The organism is Bradyrhizobium sp. CSA112 (genome assembly GCF_029051645.1).
Classification (GTDB): Bacteria; Pseudomonadota; Alphaproteobacteria; order Rhizobiales; family Xanthobacteraceae; genus Bradyrhizobium.
Window position 1 is genome coordinate 21,382 of the sequence record NZ_JAACFS010000051.1, and the last position, 18,691, is coordinate 40,072.

General features: G+C 64.0%; 19 protein-coding genes. All 19 read right to left on the reverse strand.

Going from position 1 to position 18,691, the window contains the following annotated elements; genetic code table 11:
• Window positions 1-18: 18 nt before the first annotated feature.
• Window positions 19-759, reverse strand: a complete 741-nt coding sequence (gene trmB / locus GWE18_RS38975; protein WP_275190846.1) for a tRNA (guanosine(46)-N7)-methyltransferase TrmB — start codon at window positions 757-759, stop codon at window positions 19-21.
• Window positions 756-1,883 carry a M20 family metallopeptidase gene (locus GWE18_RS38980; RefSeq protein ID WP_275190847.1) on the reverse strand — a complete coding sequence of 376 codons (1,128 nt, stop codon included), beginning with the start codon at window positions 1,881-1,883 and terminating at the stop codon, window positions 756-758. The genes trmB and GWE18_RS38980 overlap by 4 nt, the downstream gene beginning before the upstream one ends.
• Window positions 1,884-1,983: 100 nt before the next feature.
• The gene (locus GWE18_RS38985; RefSeq protein WP_057848638.1) at window positions 1,984-2,400 is read right to left on the reverse strand and encodes a helix-turn-helix domain-containing protein; all 417 of its coding nucleotides are present in this window, start codon (window positions 2,398-2,400) and stop codon (window positions 1,984-1,986) included.
• 246 nt (window positions 2,401-2,646) lie between these two features.
• Entirely contained in the window at window positions 2,647-4,257 is a 1,611-nt protein-coding gene (lnt, locus tag GWE18_RS38990) for an apolipoprotein N-acyltransferase (protein WP_275190848.1), read from the reverse strand.
• Window positions 4,254-5,372 carry a hemolysin family protein gene (locus tag GWE18_RS38995; protein WP_275190849.1) on the reverse strand — a complete coding sequence of 373 codons (1,119 nt, stop codon included), beginning with the start codon at window positions 5,370-5,372 and terminating at the stop codon, window positions 4,254-4,256. The genes lnt and GWE18_RS38995 overlap by 4 nt, the downstream gene beginning before the upstream one ends.
• 1 nt (window position 5,373) lies before the next feature.
• Window positions 5,374-5,877, reverse strand: coding sequence for an rRNA maturation RNase YbeY (gene ybeY, locus GWE18_RS39000; protein WP_275190850.1), 504 nt, complete (start codon window positions 5,875-5,877; stop codon window positions 5,374-5,376).
• Window positions 5,878-5,960: 83 nt separating this feature from the next.
• Entirely contained in the window at window positions 5,961-7,016 is a 1,056-nt protein-coding gene (locus GWE18_RS39005; RefSeq protein WP_082645829.1) for a PhoH family protein, read from the reverse strand.
• Between the two features lie 4 nt (window positions 7,017-7,020).
• Window positions 7,021-8,439 (reverse strand): tRNA (N6-isopentenyl adenosine(37)-C2)-methylthiotransferase MiaB, encoded by a 1,419-nt coding sequence (gene miaB, locus GWE18_RS39010; protein ID WP_275190851.1) that lies wholly within the window; start codon window positions 8,437-8,439, stop codon window positions 7,021-7,023.
• A 166-nt stretch (window positions 8,440-8,605) separates the two neighbouring features.
• Window positions 8,606-10,543 carry a glycosyltransferase family 39 protein gene (locus GWE18_RS39015; protein ID WP_275190852.1) on the reverse strand — a complete coding sequence of 646 codons (1,938 nt, stop codon included), beginning with the start codon at window positions 10,541-10,543 and terminating at the stop codon, window positions 8,606-8,608.
• A 285-nt stretch (window positions 10,544-10,828) separates the two neighbouring features.
• Window positions 10,829-10,975, reverse strand: a complete 147-nt coding sequence (locus GWE18_RS39020; protein WP_275190853.1) for a hypothetical protein — start codon at window positions 10,973-10,975, stop codon at window positions 10,829-10,831.
• Between the two features lie 30 nt (window positions 10,976-11,005).
• Window positions 11,006-11,404, reverse strand: a complete 399-nt coding sequence (locus GWE18_RS39025) for a hypothetical protein (RefSeq protein ID WP_275190854.1) — start codon at window positions 11,402-11,404, stop codon at window positions 11,006-11,008.
• Window positions 11,405-11,609: 205 nt separating this feature from the next.
• Complete coding sequence (locus tag GWE18_RS39030) at window positions 11,610-12,302, reverse strand: HAD family hydrolase (protein WP_275190855.1); 693 nt, start codon at window positions 12,300-12,302, stop codon at window positions 11,610-11,612.
• Between the two features lie 20 nt (window positions 12,303-12,322).
• Window positions 12,323-12,772 (reverse strand): Fur family transcriptional regulator, encoded by a 450-nt coding sequence (locus GWE18_RS39035; RefSeq protein ID WP_275190857.1) that lies wholly within the window; start codon window positions 12,770-12,772, stop codon window positions 12,323-12,325.
• A 53-nt stretch (window positions 12,773-12,825) separates the two neighbouring features.
• Window positions 12,826-13,311, reverse strand: a complete 486-nt coding sequence (gene rimI, locus GWE18_RS39040; RefSeq protein ID WP_275190858.1) for a ribosomal protein S18-alanine N-acetyltransferase — start codon at window positions 13,309-13,311, stop codon at window positions 12,826-12,828.
• Window positions 13,308-14,006: a tRNA (adenosine(37)-N6)-threonylcarbamoyltransferase complex dimerization subunit type 1 TsaB gene (gene tsaB, locus GWE18_RS39045; RefSeq protein WP_275190859.1), complete on the reverse strand. Its 699-nt coding sequence runs from the start codon at window positions 14,004-14,006 to the stop codon at window positions 13,308-13,310. The genes rimI and tsaB overlap by 4 nt, the downstream gene beginning before the upstream one ends.
• Window positions 14,007-14,209: 203 nt before the next feature.
• Entirely contained in the window at window positions 14,210-14,779 is a 570-nt protein-coding gene (locus tag GWE18_RS39050; protein WP_275190860.1) for a NifU family protein, read from the reverse strand.
• A 116-nt stretch (window positions 14,780-14,895) separates the two neighbouring features.
• A complete protein-coding gene (locus GWE18_RS39055; RefSeq protein ID WP_275190861.1) occupies window positions 14,896-15,390 on the reverse strand; it encodes a universal stress protein in 495 nt (164 codons plus the stop codon).
• A gap of 296 nt (window positions 15,391-15,686) precedes the next feature.
• Window positions 15,687-16,739, reverse strand: coding sequence for a tryptophan--tRNA ligase (gene trpS, locus GWE18_RS39060; RefSeq protein ID WP_275190862.1), 1,053 nt, complete (start codon window positions 16,737-16,739; stop codon window positions 15,687-15,689).
• Window positions 16,740-16,961: 222 nt separating this feature from the next.
• Complete coding sequence (murJ, locus tag GWE18_RS39065; protein ID WP_275190863.1) at window positions 16,962-18,512, reverse strand: murein biosynthesis integral membrane protein MurJ; 1,551 nt, start codon at window positions 18,510-18,512, stop codon at window positions 16,962-16,964.
• Window positions 18,513-18,691 lie beyond the last annotated feature (179 nt).

Here is an 18,691-nt window from a genome sequence, read left to right on the forward strand (position 1 = left end):
TCGCCCCGGAATGACGACTCAAATCCGCCGAAACCTTAAATACGCCGCCGCGCGTCCCTCGCGCTCGGCTTTGCGGCCGTAGCGCGTCATGGTGTAGCCGTCCCAGGGTTGTCGCCAGTCGGCGGCGCGCTCAGCCGTCCAGAGAAAATCGGAGCTGCGCATCAAATGCGCCAACGTCCACGCGCAATAATCGTCGATGTCGCTGACGAAGCGGAATTCGCCGCCCGCTTTGAGTATGCGCGCCATCGCGTTGACCGTTGCGTCCTGCACGAAGCGCCGCTTCCAGTGCCGCCGCTTCGGCCAGGGATCGGGATGGATCAGGTCGATCCGCGCCAGCGAACGCGGCGGGACCCAGGCGAGTAGCTCCGCGGCATCACCGGCGTAGAGCTTGATATTGCCGATGTTGTGCGCCTCGATCTGCGTCAGGATCTTCGCCATGCCGTTGACATAGGGTTCGCAGCCGATGAACCCGATATTCGGAAAGGCCTGCGCCTCCGCGATCAGATGTTCGCCGCCGCCGAATCCGATTTCGAGCCTGACATCCTCGATTTCGCCTTCGAACAGGTCGGTAAGCCGCTGCGGCGCGGGCGCCCCGATATCGAGCGCCAGGTGCGGCAACAGATTATCGATCAGGTCGGCCTGGTGGATGCGGAGCTTGTGGCCCTTGCGGCGGCCGAAGAACGAGCCGCGCGCATGTGCCGACGCGCCGTCATCCGGCGGCGCGTCGCGGTCGCCGGTGTCGCGCGGGGCGGTCATCATCGCAGCGTCTGATAGAGACGGTACAACAGCCGCGCCCTCGGCTCGATCGAGGAGATGTACATCTGCTCGTAATGGGTATGCGCGCCCTGGCCGTCGACGCCGAGCCCGTCGAGGGTCGCGGTATGCGGCGCGGTGAAATTGCCGTCGGAGCCGCCGCCGGTCGACGTATCGACCAGGTCGAAGCCGATCTCCGCCGCAATCGTCCTGGCGTGCTCGTAGAGCGCCGCGCCGGCATTGCTTTTTTCGTATGGCGGTCGATTCAGCTCGCCGATCACTTTGACGCTCACGCCCTCGGTGCGCGATTTCAGATTGAGGATTTTTGACGCGAGCTCGTCGGCATCTGATATCGTCGGCACGCGCAAATCGACCTCGGCATAGGCTTCTTCCGCAATCACGTTCGGCCTTGTGCCGCCGCGGACCACGCCGACATTGACGGTGATGCCGCGCGCAAGATCGTTCATTGCCTCGAGCGTCTGGATGACATTGCCGAGTTCGCGGATGGCGCTGCGGCCGTCCTCGGGCCTGGTGCCGGCATGCGAGGGCACGCCCTTGATGAAAACCTCGAACCGCCCGACGCCCTTGCGTCCGGTGACGATCTTGCCGCCGTCGCGCGCCGGTTCGGTGACCAGCACGTATTTCGCCTTGCGTCCCTCGGCCTCGATCAGCGCGCGCGACGTCGGGCTGCCGATTTCCTCATCGGAGACATAGAGCTGGGTGATGCCGAGCGATGGCGGCGCACCGTCGGCGCAGACCTGCCGAAACGCATGATAGGCGAGATAGGCGCCGCCCTTCATGTCGTAGATGCCCGGGCCGAATACGCTATCGCCGTCGATCCGGAACGGCAGCCGCTCGATGAACCCCATCGGATGCACTGTATCGAGATGGCTCAGCACCAGGATTCCCGGTGCGTCCTGCCCCCATGACGAGCGCGCCACCAGATGATCGCCGCAGCCGAAATGCCCGGCGATCCGCTCCACGGTCGCGGGCAGGCCGCGATAGCCTTCAGCGACGAGGTCGACGAGCTTGTTGACCTGCGCAGGTGCTTCGGTCGGGCTCTCGATCTCAACCCAACGGCGGATGCCCTCGAGGATCGGCGCGGGGTCGAAAGGATTGTTTGTCGTCATGTCGTATCCGATACGGCGTCATTTCCCGATGCGCAATTACGAAGCGGGGAATGATGGCATATTCCAGAATACGAAATTCTCAAACCGCCACGGATCAAAATCAGCGCGGGTCGGGGCCGTCGCGCGACGCGATCTGCTCGACCAGCTCGACGATGGAGCGCCGCATTTTGGAGTCGCCGATGCGCGTGAACGCTCGCGTCAGCGCAAGGCCCTCTGAGGTGGCGAGGAAATCGGACACATAGGCCGGGGAGGCGCCTTCGCCGAAGCCTTCGCCATTCACCGCGCCGCTCGGCCCGCCATCGAACAGAAACGACACCGGCACCTGCAATATTTCGGAAATCTGCTGCAGGCGGCTGGCGCCGACGCGGTTGGTGCCTTTTTCATATTTCTGAACCTGCTGGAAAGTGAGGCCGAGCGCTTCGCCCAGTTTTTCCTGGCTCATACCCAGCATAATGCGGCGCATCCGGACGCGGCTGCCGACATATTTGTCAACCGGATTGGGCGCTTTGGTGGACATCTGGATCGCTCCTGGGATCGCGCGCCGGGAAATGAGGCAGTGGAAGAGCTATGCCTCAGGCGCGCCGTGACCGTCATATCCTGCTCGGAGGATCGGGTAGAATTACGGAACGATCTGAGCAACGAAGTGACTGGTTGTTTAATTAGCTTGCAACCGCAGAAAGCGAATCGCAGCCGCGATGTCAACAGGTGGAACCGCGCAGGCAGCGTTTTTAGTAAACCAGTGACAACCTGTAACGCGCAAATCTCAGGCAGCGCGCTTTGCAACGCGGCGTCGGATGACGAGCAGGAGTGCAGCGGCCACAATGACCGCGGCCGGGATATCTCCAAGACGAGCATAAATGGTCGGCGGCAGCGCCGACGGCAGGCTGGCGTCCAGCACGCCTTCGATGCCGAGGCCGAGCCGTGCAACAACACGCCCCGAGGGATCGATCACCGCCGAGATACCGGTGTTGGCGGCGCGCACTATCGGCAGCCCTTCCTCGATGGCACGCAGGCGCGCCTGCTGCAGGTGCTGATAGGGGCCCGTCGAATTTCCAAACCAACCGTCATTCGTCAGGTTAATGATCCAGCCGGGGCGATCGTCACGCGCTGCAACATTGCCGGGAAAAATCGCTTCGTAACAGATCAGTGGTAGCGCGCTCGGCGCATTCGGTATCTCCATCGCGCGGCGCCGCGTGCCCGGAATGAAGCCACCGTGCACTTTTGTTAGCTGCACAAAGCCAAGCTTTTCCATCCACTCCTGGAACGGCAGATATTCGCCGAACGGCACCAGATGCAGCTTGTCGTAAACCGACAGCACCCCGCCGTCATGGTCGATCACATATATTGAGTTGTAGGCGCGGCTGACGCGGGCGCCGGGCGGTCCGTCCGGGGCGCGCACCGAGCCGGTCATCAGCACGGTGCCTTTCGGCAAGAGCTCGGCGATCTGCGCCATCGCGTCGGCCTCCCGCGTCAGGAAGAACGGGAAAGCCGATTCCGGCCAGATCAGGATCTGCGCGTCGCGCACGCCGGTAGAATGCGGTCCTGAGGCGCGGTCGGACAGAGCAAGGTATTTCTGCATTACCTCCGCCTTGGCGGCGTAGTTGAATTTGACGTCCTGCTGCAGGTTCGGCTGCATGATGCGCAGCTTGACCTTGGTCATCGCGGTGGGTCGCAGCGACAGCCGCGCGGCCCCGTAAACGCCCATCGCCACGAGCAGCGACAACGCCGCCACCGGCGCGATCCAGGGCTTCCGGCCGCGTGAGGAGCCGTCGATCAGCACCGCCGGGCTGGCAAAGATCGCGACGCTAAGGAACGTCATGCCCCACAGCCCGATCAGCGACGCCGTCTGCGCCAGCGCCAGAGGCTCCGACAGCGCGTAGCCGAAGGCATTCCATGGGAATCCCGACAGCAAATAGCCGCGCAGCCATTCGCTGACCGTGAGTCCGATCGCAAGCGCCAGCACCCGCGAACCGTCCTTCGTCCAGATCAGGCGCGCCAGCGCGAAGCCGAGCGCCGGGAATAAGGCAAGATAGGCCGGCAGGCCGAGCACCGCGAACGGCATCAGCCAGGCAAAAGTCGGTGCATCGACCAGGAAGGCGTTGCCGATCCAGTAAAGCCCGGGCACGAAATAGCCGAGCCCGAACCAGAAACCGGACATCGCCGCCGCCGGCACGCCGCGCCGTTTTCCGGCCGCCGCACCGTCGATCAGCCAGACCGCGACCGGAAAGGTCACGAACAGTACCGGCCAGGCATTGAACGGCGCCATCGAAAGCAGTGACAGCGCGCCCGCGACAAGCGCAATGATCGCACGCTTCCAGCCCCAGGCCAGGATGATCGAAAGTCCCGCCGTACGGAATTTACTGGTTGAGATCACTGCGAGCCGGCTCCATCGCCGGGACTCGGCGGCGTATTGTCATTGGTCGGCGGCGTGCTGGTATCGGGTGCGGCCTCGCGGCGGCTACGCTCGCGCGTCGCGCGCGTTACCGGACGCTCTTTCCGTATCCCGATCCGCAGCCGCTTGACCCGCCGCGGATCGGCATCGAGCACCTCGATTTCGAAATTGCCCGGGCCCGCAATGACTTCGCCGCGCAGCGGCAGGCGGCCGACCTGCGCCACCAGATAGCCACCAAGCGTCTCGACTTCCTCGCCGGCCTCACCGGTGACGAATTCCTCGCCGATCATCTTGCGCGCATCCTTCAGACTGGCGCGGGCGTCCGCGATGAATGCGTTGTCTCCCTGCCGGACGATCGACGGCGGCTCGTCACTGTCGTGCTCGTCGTCGATCTCGCCGACGATCTGCTCGACGATGTCCTCGATCGACACCAGCCCGTCGGTGCCGCCATATTCGTCCACCACCAACGCCAGATGGATGCGCGAAGCCTGCATTTGCGCCAGCAGGTCGATCGCTCGCATCGACGGCGGCACGTACAGCAGCTTGCGAATGATGTTGGCGTCAGCGAGCGGCATCGCGAGGTCGACCGCGCGCAGGTCGAGGCCGGCCGGGAAAGGCTTTTTGCGCTTCGGCTTGGCCGTATCGCCGACGCGCGCCCTCGCGGTCATGAAGGCCAGGAGGTCGCGGATGTGAACGATGCCTTCGGGGTCGTCGAGCGTTTCGTTGTAGACCACCAGCCGCGAATGCGCCGCGCTCTCGAACAGGCTCATTAGTTCGCCGAGCGGAATATCCCGCTTGACCGCGACGATGTCGGCGCGGTGCACCATCACATCGGCGATGCGCCGCTCGTTCAGCCCGAGGATGTTGCGCAGCATGGTGCGCTCGATCGCGGAGAAGCCGACATCATCGGGGGTGGAGGCGTCGAGCACGACCTGAAGATCGGCGCGCACCGACCCCGCCCTCCAGCCGAACAGCGTGCGGATCGCGCGCATCAGCCAATTGTCGGCGGCCGGACGCAGTACTTCGCCTTCTTGCACTACCACCGGCAGATTGCGCGTGTCGCGCGGATTGTCTTGTATCGGGTCGGAGTCCGGCATTTCAGCGCACCCGCTCCCGGTCCGCATAGGGATCGGGAATGCTGAGCTGGGCGAGGATCTCTCGTTCGAGACTTTCCATGGCTTCGGCGTCGTCATCTTTCTCGTGGTCGTATCCGATCAAATGCAGGAAGCCGTGCACCGCAAGATGGCTGAGGTGATGATCGAACGGCTTTTCTTCGTCATCGGCCTCTTTTCGCGTGGTCTCATAGGCGATCGCAATGTCGCCGAGCATACGCGGCGCGTCCGCCGGCGCGGCTGCGGTCGGCTGCAGCGCCGGAAACGACAGCACGTTGGTCGGCTTGTCGATGCCGCGCCAGTTGCTGTTCAGCGTGCGGATTCCGGCATCATCGGTCAGCATCACCGCGAGTTCGGCCTCGCCGACATCGGCATCGGCGATTTCGGCCGCAGCAGTGATGGCGCGATGGATCACCGCCTCGGCTTCCGGCTCCGTCTGCCAGCAATCGGCGACGACGAGAACCTCGGTAAGGGGAAGGGCGGACGACACGGGCGTTCCAGCGCTTTGCATTTCAGAGTTGGGGTTACGGCCGCGGCCTGCCTGCAGCAGGTCCACGGCCGAAGATTCATGGGTCAAGATTTTCCGGTTGCCGGTTTCTGTGGCAACCCCTCATAGGCGGCGACGATCCGCGCCACCAGCTCATGGCGAATGACGTCTTCCGCGGTGAATTTCACCTGCGCAATGCCCTCGACGCCGTCGAGCAGCTTGACGGCTTCGGCAAGTCCTGACGCCTGCCCGTTCGGCAGGTCGACCTGCGATGGATCGCCGGTGATGATCATGCGGCTGTTCTCGCCGAGCCGGGTCAAGAACATCTTCATCTGCATCGAAGTGGTGTTCTGCGCTTCGTCCAGGATGATGACGGCATTGGTCAGCGTGCGGCCGCGCATGAAGGCCAGCGGCGCGATCTCGATCTCGCCAGCCTGCAGTGCGCGCTCGACGATGCGCGAATCCATCAAATCGTAGAGCGCGTCGTAGATCGGCCTCAAATACGGATCGACCTTTTCCCGCAAGTCGCCGGGCAGGAAGCCCAGCCGCTCGCCGGCCTCGACCGCCGGCCGCGACAGGATGATGCGATCGACTTCCTTGCGCTCGAATAATTGTGCGGCATGCGCGACCGCAAGCCAGGTCTTGCCGGTGCCGGCCGGGCCGATGCCGAACACCATCTCGTGGCGCTTCAGCGCGCGGATGTAGGAGTCCTGCGCGGCGGTGCGTGCCCGCACCGGACGCTTGCGCAGGTTGATGGTCTCGAACGAGGGTTTGGCGGTCTTGGCGTCGAACTCGAACAGCGAGCCCTGCGCGAGCACGGCGCGGATCGCGCCCTCGACTTCGCCCTGCGAGAGATCGTGGCCCTGCAAAGCCTGCGCATAGAGCGCCTCCAGCACGCGCCGCGCGGCGTCGCAGCCGTCGCGGGAGCCGGCGATGGTGATGTGATTGCCGCGGGAATCGACGACGATGCCGAGCCGCCGCTCGACCATCGCCAGATTCTGGCCGTAAGGACCGACGAGGGCGGAAGCGGCGCGGTTGTCGTCGAAATCGATGACGACCTGGGTCTCGGGCGGAATTTGCATGTCGCGGTCAAATTTGCGGCTGGGAGCGAGTGAAGACGAATCCGATGCGCTTTTTGGCAAGGGTTCAGGCTCCCCGATTTTCTAGAGAAGAACTGGTCATGGTTGAAAGTGTCGAAGAGACCGGCCGCATCGAAGCGCCGGCGAGTTCGCCGAGCAGGCTGTAGCGCTCAAGGCTGGCGATCGAGACTGGCAGCACCTGACCGATGATGTCAGGGGAGGCATACACGTGCGCGGGCTGAAGGTACGCGGTGCGGCCGACGATCTGGCCGGGGTTGCGGGCCGCGCGTTCGAACAGCACATCGACGGTGTTGCCAATCATGGCCTTGTTGAAGGCCGATTGTTGGCTGTCGATCAACTCCTGGAGCCGCACCAATCGCTCGTCCATCTCAGCCGCTGACACCGTCTCCTGCATGTCCGCCGCCGGCGTGCCGGGCCGCGGCGAATATTTGAACGAATAGGCCGCAGCGTATCCGATTTGCATGACAAGTGCGAGGGTCGCGGCGAATTCTCCCTCGGTTTCGCCGGGGAAGCCGACGATAAAATCCGATGAAAAAGCAATATCTTGGCGGGCGGCGCGAAAACGGTCGATGACGCGGCGGTAATCATCGGCGGTATGCTTGCGGTTCATGGCGGCGAGAATCCGGTCGGACCCGGACTGCACCGGAAGATGGACGAACGGCATCAACGCCGCGAGATCGCGGTGGGCCGCTACAAGCGAATCCTCGACGTCGCGGGGATGGCTGGTCGAGTAGCGCAGCCGCACGATACCGTCGATTTCGGCAAGCCGTTGCAACAGCTTGCCGAGCGGCCAGGTCCGGCCGTCCGGGCCTTCGCCGTGGTAGGCGTTGACGTTCTGGCCGATGAGCGTGATCTCGCGCACGCCGTTATCGGCCAGCCGCTTTACGTCGTCGACGATTTTGGCGACCGGGCGCGAGACTTCCGCGCCGCGCGTATAGGGCACCACGCAGAAGGTGCAGAATTTGTCGCAGCCTTCCTGCACGGTGACGAAAGCGGAGATGCCGCGCGCGCGGATCGCATTCGGCCCAGGGGCGGGGAGGAAGCCGAACTTGTCCTCGACCGGGAATTCGGTCTCGAGCGCACGGCCCTCGCTTTTCGCGCGCGCCAGCAATTGCGGCAGATGGTGGTAGCTCTGCGGGCCGACCACGACGTCAACGGTCGGCGCGCGGCGGATGATCTCCTCGCCCTCGGCCTGCGCAACGCAGCCGGCGACGGCGATGCGCATCTCGCGCCCCTGGCGCGCCGCCTCGTCCTTGGCAAGGCGCAGCCGCCCGAGTTCGGAGTAAACCTTCTCGGAGGCCTTTTCCCTGATATGGCAGGTGTTGAGGATCACCAGATCCGCTTCGTCAGCGCTTTCCGTCTCGACAAAGCCCTCAGGAGCCAGCGTGTCCACCATGCGCTGCGCATCGTAGACGTTCATCTGGCAGCCATATGACTTGATATGCAGCTTGCGCGGCGGCTTCATGGAACCTTGAATCTGGTGGAAATGGCGCCCTGGCGGCGGCTGGGGCTCAGATATAGCCTAAATGGCCAAAAAGCCAGTGTTTGGCTCATTCCGGGGCGACGCGCAGCATCGAAATGGGGCGGCCTTGCGCCCTGAACTCGCTGCGCGCCCCGGAATGACGGCAGCCTCAGTTCGCCTTATTCCAGAGATCGAACAGTTCGGGCGGCGGAACCTCCACCCATTCGCTGCCGAGGTTGATGCGGTAGGGGGTGCTGCTCGAGGGCCCCGACAGGCGCCACAATTTTGGATCGACGGCGCGGCCGTTGGCGCGCACCCATCGCGCGATCGGATCGAGCGCTGCCGCCTGCTTTGCCGGTGCCAGGGTAAATCCGCCAAGCATTACGAAGCGCAGTTGCCTGTCCGAAACCAGCCGTTCGATGTCGGAAGGCGTCAGGATCGGATCGTCGCCGAGATATCCGCCCATCGCCATGATGGGCATACCGGTCGAGATAATGAGGGGAGCGGCGACGTTTGCGTTGGGAACTGCGACGAGAAAGTTTGCAGCCTCGCGGTTGGCGATCAGGTAGCCGGTGAGCTTCTGGCGGGCGGCTTCCAGCCGCGATGTCCGCAATGCCGCACGCTCGGTATCCGGCGACACGAGCAGCGCGGTCATGTTGGCGACCGGCGTCGCTATGTTCGGGCGCCTCAGAACGACCCTTGCGGCGGTCAATGCCGGCGAAACGAGCAGCGCGCCGATGGCTGTGACGGCGCTGAGTTTCGCCAATTTGCTCCGCTGCGGAAATGTATAAAGGACGGCAGCGCAGATCGCGGCGATCCCGATCGCCGTCAGCCATGTCAGGCTGAGCCAGTCGGATCCGATTCTGTCGGACTGCGCCGCGCAAAGATAGGCTTGCCACCCGGCCGTAGCCACAATGATCAACGGCAGGTATATCCGCCCCGGCTTGCCCGCCTCCCATCTCGACCAAAGCCCGGCGACGCCGATGCCCGAAAATACGGCGAGCGGCGGACCAAGCACGGCCACGTAGTAAGTGTGGATCAATCCACCCGCAAAGCTGAGCACGATCCAGTACATCGCGAGCCAGCCGGTCCAGACAGCGGCGCTGATGCGGCGTGACGCCGGCGCGCCCGGCCCCCATGCCTCTGACCAGGCGAGCACAAGGCCCGCGAGCGCGAGCGGAAGCAGCCAGGCGAACTGCGTTGCGGCCCTTAGCCGAAACAGGCGGAGAAGGCCGGTCGGCGAGTCGTCCGTCAGAACGGACTGTTGCCGAACTTCCGCGCTTGCCGGCGCCGTCTCGCCCGAGACAGTGGCTTGGGAGTTTGCCGGACTGCCTGTGGGCGCGGACATCGCCAGGAAGCGGGCCGCTCCGTTATGCACCAAGGCAAGCTCCAGCATGGAATTGTGCCTGGTGCTGCCCGCATAGGGCCGATCCTTGGCCGGCGTGAGATCGAAGAAGATCGCCCATGACAGCGAGACGGCAACGAGGACGACGCCCGCAATGGCTTGCCGCCCAAGATGCCAGGTGACGGGGGCGGCCGGCCGGGCGAGGCTGAACGTCAAGGCCAGTACCGGAGCCAGCACCAGCGCGGCTCCCATTTTGACGTTGAAGCCTATGCCGATCGCGGCCATCGCGGCGCAGAGCAGCGCGAGCCGGCCGGTTTCGGCTGCGCGCATCCCCAGCCATGCGCCGGCCAACAGCACCAGGATGAGACAGCTATCGGTATTGTTGGAGCGGTCGACGGCGACATTGACCGGGCTGAGCGCGAGCGACAGTGCTGCCAGAGCGCCAGCCGTCCGGCCCCAATATTTCTGCACCAGAACGTAGATGATCAGGACTGCGGCCAATCCCGCTATCACTTGCGCGAGCAGGATCGGAAGCGCGCCAAAGCCGAACAGCTTGGCGCTGGCGGCCTGCAGCCAGATCGCCACGGGCGGCTTGTCGATGGAGACAAAGCCGGCAGGGTCGAACGAGTTGAAGACGAAATTGTGCCAGCTATCCAGCATGCTGCGCACGCCTGCGGCGTAGTACTGTCTTCCAAAATCGTTCTGCGAAAGCTGCCAGGTGCGCGCAAGCGCGGCCAGCGCTACGATGAGCGAGAGCGGCAAGACCGTCTTCAGTATCTGGCTGTCGGGTAGTTTCAGGATGCGCCGCTCCCCTCGCGCAGGTCACCTGAAAATATCACCCGCGGGTCCCGCGCCCAGTTAACTCGCGGCAAGGTACCCGCGTGCCCCGGACGCGGAGCGCGGCACCGCAGAGCCGGGACCCAGCGCAGGGTGTGGAACCCGGATCAGCAGCGCACCACGCCGCAAGCCATAGCGCGTCGAGACGCGCGTGAACGCGCTGTTGGCGCCGCGCAGCATCCGGGGAACGCGGGCCGGTAGCGGTACTTCTTAGCCGGCCTTTCGACCGACGCGCGCAATGAGATCGGGCAGCCGGCGCATATCGTCAAAGATCACGGCCGCCCCGGCGTGATGCAATTGCCTGCCATATCTTCCCCGGCAATGGCTGCCGCCGTGAAAGCCGATAATCCAGGACATTGCCAGTTTTGTGCACCCGGCAATTGACGCTCACTTGATTCCCAGGACGTCCTTGAGTTCTGCGGCTTTCTTCATGCACCCTTGTTCGTCACCAGCTTCAGACATCTTGCGGGCGTCGGCCATCAGTTGGTTGGCATGTTCGGCTCTCTGGGTGCTGCTCTTGCTAATGACTTGCTCCTGATGCGGTGAAGTGGGCTGCACGGCCGCTGCCGTTGATCCCGTGGTTTCGGGCTCAGCGCTTTTTTGCTTACCGGCCAGAACCTCCTCTTGGTGCTTGGTCCCCGGCATTCCCGATTCGCTCGGGCTCGCGCCCGTTCCCGCGGAAACGATGTTGGGTTCGAGCGCCTTCAGTTCGTGGTTACAATCAGCAAACGCTGGCGACGCAAGGATAAGGGCGAATGCTGTTGCGGTCACTACGTGTGTAGACATCTGAACCTCCTGCTTGAGGTTGTTTCTCGCTCGAAATCAGAGACACAGGAAAACGTCCACCGATATTCAGTGGTTCCTTCCAATCTGGCGACGATCTGATCTGCAACCCTCTCCATCCAACGGGTGCGGCTAATCTCCTCAGCGGACATACCGAAAGTGTCGGTGAAGATTTGCTTTATGAAGCACAGCGGACATTGACCGATCCTCAGTACCCAGTCTGGTTCGGCGCCGCCTCAACCCCAATCTTCCTAATGAGCCCGGGCAATTGCCGCATATCGTCGAAAACAGCGACCGCTCCGGCATCGCGCAGCCTGTCCCCATAGCCGGGGCGGCAATGGCTGCCGCCGTGAAAGCCGAACACGGTCATTCCGGCGGCGCGGCCGCCGGCGATGCCGGGAACGCTGTCCTCGATCACGACACAGCGTTCCGGAGTGACGTGCATCTGCTCAGCAGCAAACAGAAACAGATCGGGGGCGGGTTTGCCGTTCGTGACCTGCGCGGCCGAGAAAATATTCGGCGCAAAGCGATCGTAGAGCCGGCTGCGGCCGAGGGTGACGTGCATGCGTTGATGCGATCCGCTCGAGGCGACGCAGATAGCCTGGCTGATCTCATCCAGCGCGGCGTGAATGTGCGGCACGGCTTCCAGATCAGCTTCGAACGACCGGAACAGTTCGTCCTGCAATTGCACGTGAAAATCGTCGGGCAGGGCGCGGCCGAGTTCAGCCTCCACTTCCATATTCGCCTGGCGCGTCGAGCGGCCGAGGAAGCGATGAAAGACCTGTTCGGAGGTGATCGGATAGCCATGGCGGCTGAGAATTTCGGCATGCGCGCGGCAGGAAATAACTTCGCTGTCGACCAGCACGCCGTCGCAGTCGAAAATGATGAGATCGAAATTCACGAAAAGTGGTTCACGAAAAACTAGGTTTTGTCTTCGTCGAGCGGCACGCAATACAGTTCCAGCCGGTGATCGACCAGTTTGTAGCCGAGCTTGCGGGCAATCTCGGCCTGCAACTTCTCGATCTCCTCGGAGGTGAACTCGATCACCTTGCCGTCGCGCAGGTTGATCAGGTGGTCGTGGTGGCTGTCGGGCATCTGCTCGTAGCGCGCCCGCCCCTCTCGGAAATCGTGCCGCTCGATGATCCCGGCGTCCTCGAACAGCTTGACGGTGCGGTACACCGTCGAGATCGAGATCTTGTCGTCGACCGCGACACAGCGCCGGTAAAGCTCCTCGACGTCGGGATGGTCGACCGAATCGGCCAGCACGCGCGCGATCACCCGGCGCTGTTCGGTCATGCGCATGCCGGTGGCGGCGCAGCGGGCCTCGATGCCGGTATTCTTGTGCGCTGACGGGGATTTCAGTACGGGCATGATCTCTAACGCCTTGGCGAGCAGGTCGGGGGCGTTTTGCCACCCCGCGCATATTACGACAAGTCGCGCCGCATCAGAAGTGCGTTCAATTGCTCCCCGCCGGGCTGCTGATAATAGCGTTCCCGGCGGCCAACGACCTCAAATCCGGCCCATTCATACAGACGCCGCGCCGGTTGATTGTTTTCTTCAACCTCGAGGAAGACCTTGCGGACGCCGCGGCCGGCGAGATGGCCGAGATGCGTCAGCAACAGGTTGCGTGACAGGCCGCGGCCACGCTCAGTCGCGTCGATGGCGATCGACAACAGCTCCGCCTCGTCGGCAGCCATGCGCGACACCGCAAAGCCGATGATCTTGCGCCCTTGTCTGAGGCGGTGAACGAGCGTGTTGCGCTCGGTCAGCATGACCTCGAATTCGCCTTCGCCCCAGCCCCGGTGAAACGATGCGCCATGCAGTTGCGCCATACGCGCCGCGTCGCGCGGACCGGCCGATTCGATCACCGCCGTGCCGCCGCCCCACCAATCGGAGAACCACGTCATCATGATGCCGGCGGCTGCGCGGCGCCTGGCAGCGGATCCTTCGGCGGCTTGGCGTCGGGCGCGCGCAGATAATAGGGGCGGGCGGCTGACGTCTCGGGATTGACCGCGGCGCCCAGCCACGCCACCCAGGCAATATCGGGCGCGGCTTGCTGATCGACTTTGAAGGGCGGCGGCGCATCGGCCGGCCAGCGGTCGGCGAGAATGTTCGCGGCATTGCCGACCAGATGCGGCGCGCCGAAACGCGCCGCGTCGAGTGCTTCCACGATCGGCGCTACTTTCGCGTTGATCAATGAACGGCCGTCGCCGCCCAGCACCTGGAAGTAGACATGATCATGCCGCGCATCAACGGCTGACATCACCGGATGTTCGCTGTTGGCGCTGACGATGGGAGCAGCAAAGGCGGTCAGCGTCGTCACGCCGACGACCGGCTTGCCGGCGGCGAGCGCAATGCCGCGGGCGGCGGAAAGTCCGACGCGCAATCCGGTAAAGCTGCCGGGACCGGTCGTCGCGGCGATGCGGTCGAGCGCGGCAAAGGCAATGCCGGACGCTTTCATGACGCGCGCGATAAGCGGCATCAAGGCTTCGGCATGACCGCGCTTCATCGGCTGCGATTCCAGCGCAATGGCCCCGCCCGCGCTGGTGTCGAGCACGGCCGCGGCGCAGGCATCGAGCGCGGTATCGATGGAAAGGATCAGCATGAGGGGAGGTATAGCAGACGCGCAATCGTCACGTCATGTCAGGAGTCGCTGTGGGCGCGCTTGCGCTTTGCCCACCGCACGCCTGCTAGACCTCATCCTGAGGAGGCGCGTAAGCGCCGTCTCGAAGGATGAATGGCACCGGTGGGGCCTCATGGTTCGAGACGGCGCTTTCGCGCCTCCTCACCATGAGGATCGCCAGCCGATCACACCGGCCGGACTTCGACCACGTCGGGCACGAAATGCCTCAGGAGGTTCTGGATGCCGTGCTGCAGCGTCGCCGTCGAGGACGGGCAGCCGGAGCACGCGCCCTTCATGTTGAGATAGACGACACCGTCCTTGAAGCCGCGGAAGGTGATGTCGCCGCCGTCATTGGCCACGGCGGGGCGCACCCGCGTCTCGATCAAATCCTTGATGGTCGCCACCGTATCGGCGTCGGTCTCGTTGAAGAATTCGCCTTCCTCGTCTGCCGCCTCGTCATTGCCCGCAGTGCCGTCGGCGAGCAGCGGCTCGCCGGACATATAGTGCTCCATGATGGCGCCGAGGATGGCGGGCTTAAGGTGCTGCCAGTCGCCATCCGTCTTGGTCACGGTGACGAAATCGTAGCCGTAGAACACGCCGGATACGCCTGATACGTCAAACAGCCGTTCGGCAAGCGGCGAGCGGGCGGCGGCTTCGCGGCTCGAAAATTCCATCGTGCCGGTGTCGAGCACGGTGCGGCCCGGAATGAATTTCAGCGTGGCGGGATTGGGCGTAGCTTCAGTCTGAATGAACATTGGTTTTCTCCGGCGTCGCCGGTTCAAGGCCGGCGCGTGGGGTCTGATGTAGCAGATGGCGACGGGGCGCGCACGATCAAGAGGCGCAGACCGCAATTCTGCAGGTAAATCAAGCCTTAGGACAGCCCGTCGATCTCGGCATCGGTTAGATCGCCGGACACGATGACGACCGGAATCGGGAACGAGCCGGCGACCTGGGCCATCATGCTGATCAGGGGCCCGGGGCCCTCGGGGCCGGGATTGGCCGCCAGCACCAGCATCGAAATATCGACGTCCTTGTCGATGACGTCGAGGATCTGGGTGGTCGGGTCGCCTTCGCGAATCACACGCTCCGGCGTGATCGCGGCAATGCCGTTGGCGCGGCCGGAGGCGCGGTCGAGCGCCTCGTTGGCGGCGTCCTCGGCCTCGGCGCGCATCAGGTCGGCGACACCAAGCCATTGCTGGTTCTGATCCTCGATCGCGATGATGCGCAGCATCACCACGCCGCCGCCGACGCGTACCGCCCAGCGGCTGGCGTAATATACCGCTCGGTCCCACTCCGCAGTGTCGTCAACGATGACAAGGCATTTTGGCTTGTGACCCGTTTCGTAGCTTCGTCGCTGGGTGGTCATGCATATCCCGGTGCTGCGCCAAACCGCCGCATGCTGCCACGACGCAGCCGCCTTCGACAAGCGGCGTCGCTGTTCCTCAATCTCGCGGCGATGGAATCTTACCCTCCCCTGGAGGGGTCCGAGACGAGCGGAGCTCGCTCTTGGGTCGACGCTCATGAAATGAGCGGCGGGGTGGGGTGACGGTCTCTCCACATCCAGCAGTGCCCGAGCGGAGAGATCACCCCACCCCGTCTCACATTTCGCTTCGCTCATGTGAGCCGACCCTCCCCCTTCAGGGGAGGGTGAACCGATACGTTCTAGCGCTTTCGGATAAACCCGACGATATCCCGCGCCGCACGCATGGTTTCATCGGCAATAGTGCGGGCGCGGTCGGCGCCGTCGACCAGGATTTTGTCGACATGGCCGGGGTCGGCGACCAGCCGCTTCATCTCGGAGGCGATCGGCGAAAGTTTTGCGACGCAAAGTTCCACCAGCGCGTTCTTGAAGCTGGAGAACTGCCCGCCGCCGAATTCGCGGAGCACGTCGGCTTTGTTCCGGTCGGCCAGCGCCGCATAGATGCCGACGAGGTTGTCGGCCTCGGGCCGGTTTTCCAGCCCCTTTTCCTCCGAGGGCAGCGGTTCCGGATCGGTCTTCGCTTTCCGGATCTTCTGCGCGATCATATCAGCATCGTCGGTCAGGTTGATCCGCGAATTATCAGAGGCGTCCGACTTCGACATCTTCTTGGTGCCGTCGCGCAAGCTCATCACCCGCGTTGCCGGGCCGGTAATGAAGGGCTCCGGTTGCGGAAAGAACAGGCCGTCGTTGTAGCCGTGGCCGCGTATCGAATCGCCGAAATCGTTGTTGAATTTCTGCGCGATGTCCCGCGACAGCTCCAGGTGCTGCTTCTGGTCCTCGCCGACAGGAACATGCGTGGCGCGATACAGCAAAATGTCCGCCGCCATCAGCACCGGATAATCGTAGAGCCCGACGGAGGCGTTCTCGCGATCCTTGCCGGCCTTCTCCTTGAACTGCGTCATGCGGCTGAGCCATCCGACCCGCGCCACGCAATTGAAGATCCAGGCGAGCTCGGCATGGCCGGCGACCTGACTCTGGTTGAACACGATGTGTTTCTTCGGATCGATGCCGGCGGCGATGAAGGCCGCGGTGACCTCGCGGGTGTTGCGCGCCAGCTCCGCCGGACCACCCCAGACGTCGACGCCTTGCGTGATCGCGTGCATGTCGACGACGCAATAGATGCAGTCATGGGTTTCCTGCATCTTCACGAAGTTGACGATCGCGCCGAGGTAATTGCCGAGATGCAGATTGCCCGTCGGCTGGACGCCGGAAAAAACCCGTTCAACAAAAGCCATTGTCAGCTTCCCCAAGGATCCTGTATCGGATGCCTGTTTCGCGCCGTCGTTTGCCACGCGAGCGGTGTCTGTGCAAGCCGCTAGGGAGCGGTTCGAGCCCCTCATGGTGAGGAGCGCGGAACGCGCGTCTCGAACCATGAGGCCGCAGACGGGCCTTCATCCTTCGAGACGCCGCGGAGCCTGTCATCGGGCCGCGCTGCGCGAGGACCCGTTGGCGGCTCCTCAGGATGAGGGGTCGGAACGACCATGACTTAAGGCGTTAGCCGCGTCGCGCCAGCCGGCGACGCCGAACAACGTTAAGAACAGGCCGTAAATCGCAATTCCCGCCGCGATCACCGCCAGCAGCAGGACAGCCTGCACAAGGCCATGCGCGCCCGGGGTGAGCAGCGACTGCGTTGCCAGCCACAGCAGCGCGCCCATCGCGAGCGCGGCGAGGACGATGCGCGGCAGCCGCCGTCGCGCGTCAGCATCGATCGAGAATCCAAACGTCTTCGCGCCGCGGCGGATCAGGCTGAACGCCATGCTCCACGCGCCAAGCGCAATCGCCGCCGCAATGCCCTCCGTGCCGTACCAATGGCTGAGCAGGAAGGCCGCCCCGACGGCCAGCACGACGCCGAGCAGTGCGGCAACCAGCGGCGTCATCGTATCCTCCCGCGCAAAGAACGCGGGCGACAATGCCTTCACCAGCACATGCGCGGGCAGCGCCAGCGTCAGCCACATCAGCGCGTGGGCGGTGGCCTTTGTGTCATCAGCGGTGAAGGCGCCGTGCTCGAACAATAGCCGCACGATCGGCTCGCTCAGCACGATCAGCCCGAGCGTCGCCGGCAGCGCCAGACCAACGGCGAGTTCGAGGCCGCGCGATTCCGCATGCGCCACGGCGGCATGATCATTGCCACGAACCGCGCGCGTCAGTTCCGGGATCAGCACCGTGCCCATGGCAACGCCGACAATGCCGAGCGGCAGCTCGACCAACCGGCCCGCGAAATAGAGCCACGACACCGCCGACGGCGAGGATGATGCGATGATCGCGCCGGCCACCATCAGAAGCTGCGGCGCGCTCGACGCCATCATGCCTGGCGCGGCCTTGGCGAGAAAGCCGCGCATCTCCTTGTCGAAGGAAATGCGCAGTGGCGTTGCGATGGCCGCGCCCCGCCGCAGCACTAGCACGGAGAGCTGCAACAGCCCAGCAACGCCGACGGTGGCGGCAATGATCTGCGCGGCGCGTGCCGCATCCGGCCTTGCCGCCAGCAGCACGGCCATGACTGCTATCAGCGCGATGTTGAATAGCAGCGGCGAGAACGCGGTCAGTGCAAAGCGCCCCCGCGCGTTGAGCAGCGCCATCATGACAGTCACCGGCCCGGCGAAGGCGAGGTACGGCAGCATCAGCCTTGCATTGTCTGTCGCAAGCTGCAGCGTCTCGCGTCCCGCAAACCCCGGCGCCAGCACGGCCATCGCAAGCGGCATCACCAGCGCCAGCAGCGCGGTCGCAACGATCAGGATAATTGCGATGCTGCCGAGCACGCGCCCGGCAAACGCCGCCGCCGCGACCGCGCCGCCGCTCTCGCGCACGCGCAGCCACGCCGGCACCAGCGCGGCGTTCAGCCCGCCCTCGGTCAATAGCCGCCTGACAACATTGACGAGCTGAAACGCCGCTAAAAACGCATCCGCCACCGCGCCCGCGCCGAGTAGCGCCGCCAACACGGAATCGCGCGCGAACCCGAGCAGCCGCGACGCCAGCGTTCCCGAAGATACGGTGAGAAAGGAGCGGATCATTGAAGGGGCTTATAGCAGCCGCCTAGCTTGCTGCCAGCAGACCCTCATCCTGAGAGCCTGACCGAAAAAGAAAGTTGAGTGATTTCAGCCCGTTGTGATTCCTTCGTGTTTGCGAAGACTCGAGGGGAGCACAACATGTGTTGGACCGAAATCACCCGCGAACAATATCGGCGTGACGG

Excerpts from the sequence above, each read along its gene's own strand:
- trmB (WP_275190846.1), bottom strand. The coding sequence starts at position 759 with ATGATGACCGCCCCGCGCGACACCGGCGACCGCGACGCGCCGCCGGAT.
- GWE18_RS38980 (WP_275190847.1), bottom strand. The coding sequence starts at position 1,883 with ATGACGACAAACAATCCTTTCGACCCCGCGCCGATCCTCGAGGGCATC.
- GWE18_RS38985 (WP_057848638.1), bottom strand. The coding sequence starts at position 2,400 with ATGTCCACCAAAGCGCCCAATCCGGTTGACAAATATGTCGGCAGCCGC.
- GWE18_RS38995 (WP_275190849.1), bottom strand. The coding sequence starts at position 5,372 with ATGCCGGACTCCGACCCGATACAAGACAATCCGCGCGACACGCGCAAT.
- miaB (WP_275190851.1), bottom strand. The coding sequence starts at position 8,439 with ATGAAGCCGCCGCGCAAGCTGCATATCAAGTCATATGGCTGCCAGATG.
- GWE18_RS39020 (WP_275190853.1), bottom strand. The coding sequence starts at position 10,975 with ATGTCCTGGATTATCGGCTTTCACGGCGGCAGCCATTGCCGGGGAAGA.
- GWE18_RS39025 (WP_275190854.1), bottom strand. The coding sequence starts at position 11,404 with ATGTCTACACACGTAGTGACCGCAACAGCATTCGCCCTTATCCTTGCG.
- GWE18_RS39035 (WP_275190857.1), bottom strand. The coding sequence starts at position 12,772 with ATGCCCGTACTGAAATCCCCGTCAGCGCACAAGAATACCGGCATCGAG.
- rimI (WP_275190858.1), bottom strand. The coding sequence starts at position 13,311 with ATGATGACGTGGTTCTCCGATTGGTGGGGCGGCGGCACGGCGGTGATC.
- tsaB (WP_275190859.1), bottom strand. The coding sequence starts at position 14,006 with ATGCTGATCCTTTCCATCGATACCGCGCTCGATGCCTGCGCCGCGGCC.
- GWE18_RS39050 (WP_275190860.1), bottom strand. The coding sequence starts at position 14,779 with ATGTTCATTCAGACTGAAGCTACGCCCAATCCCGCCACGCTGAAATTC.
- GWE18_RS39055 (WP_275190861.1), bottom strand. The coding sequence starts at position 15,390 with ATGACCACCCAGCGACGAAGCTACGAAACGGGTCACAAGCCAAAATGC.
- trpS (WP_275190862.1), bottom strand. The coding sequence starts at position 16,739 with ATGGCTTTTGTTGAACGGGTTTTTTCCGGCGTCCAGCCGACGGGCAAT.
- murJ (WP_275190863.1), bottom strand. The coding sequence starts at position 18,512 with ATGATCCGCTCCTTTCTCACCGTATCTTCGGGAACGCTGGCGTCGCGG.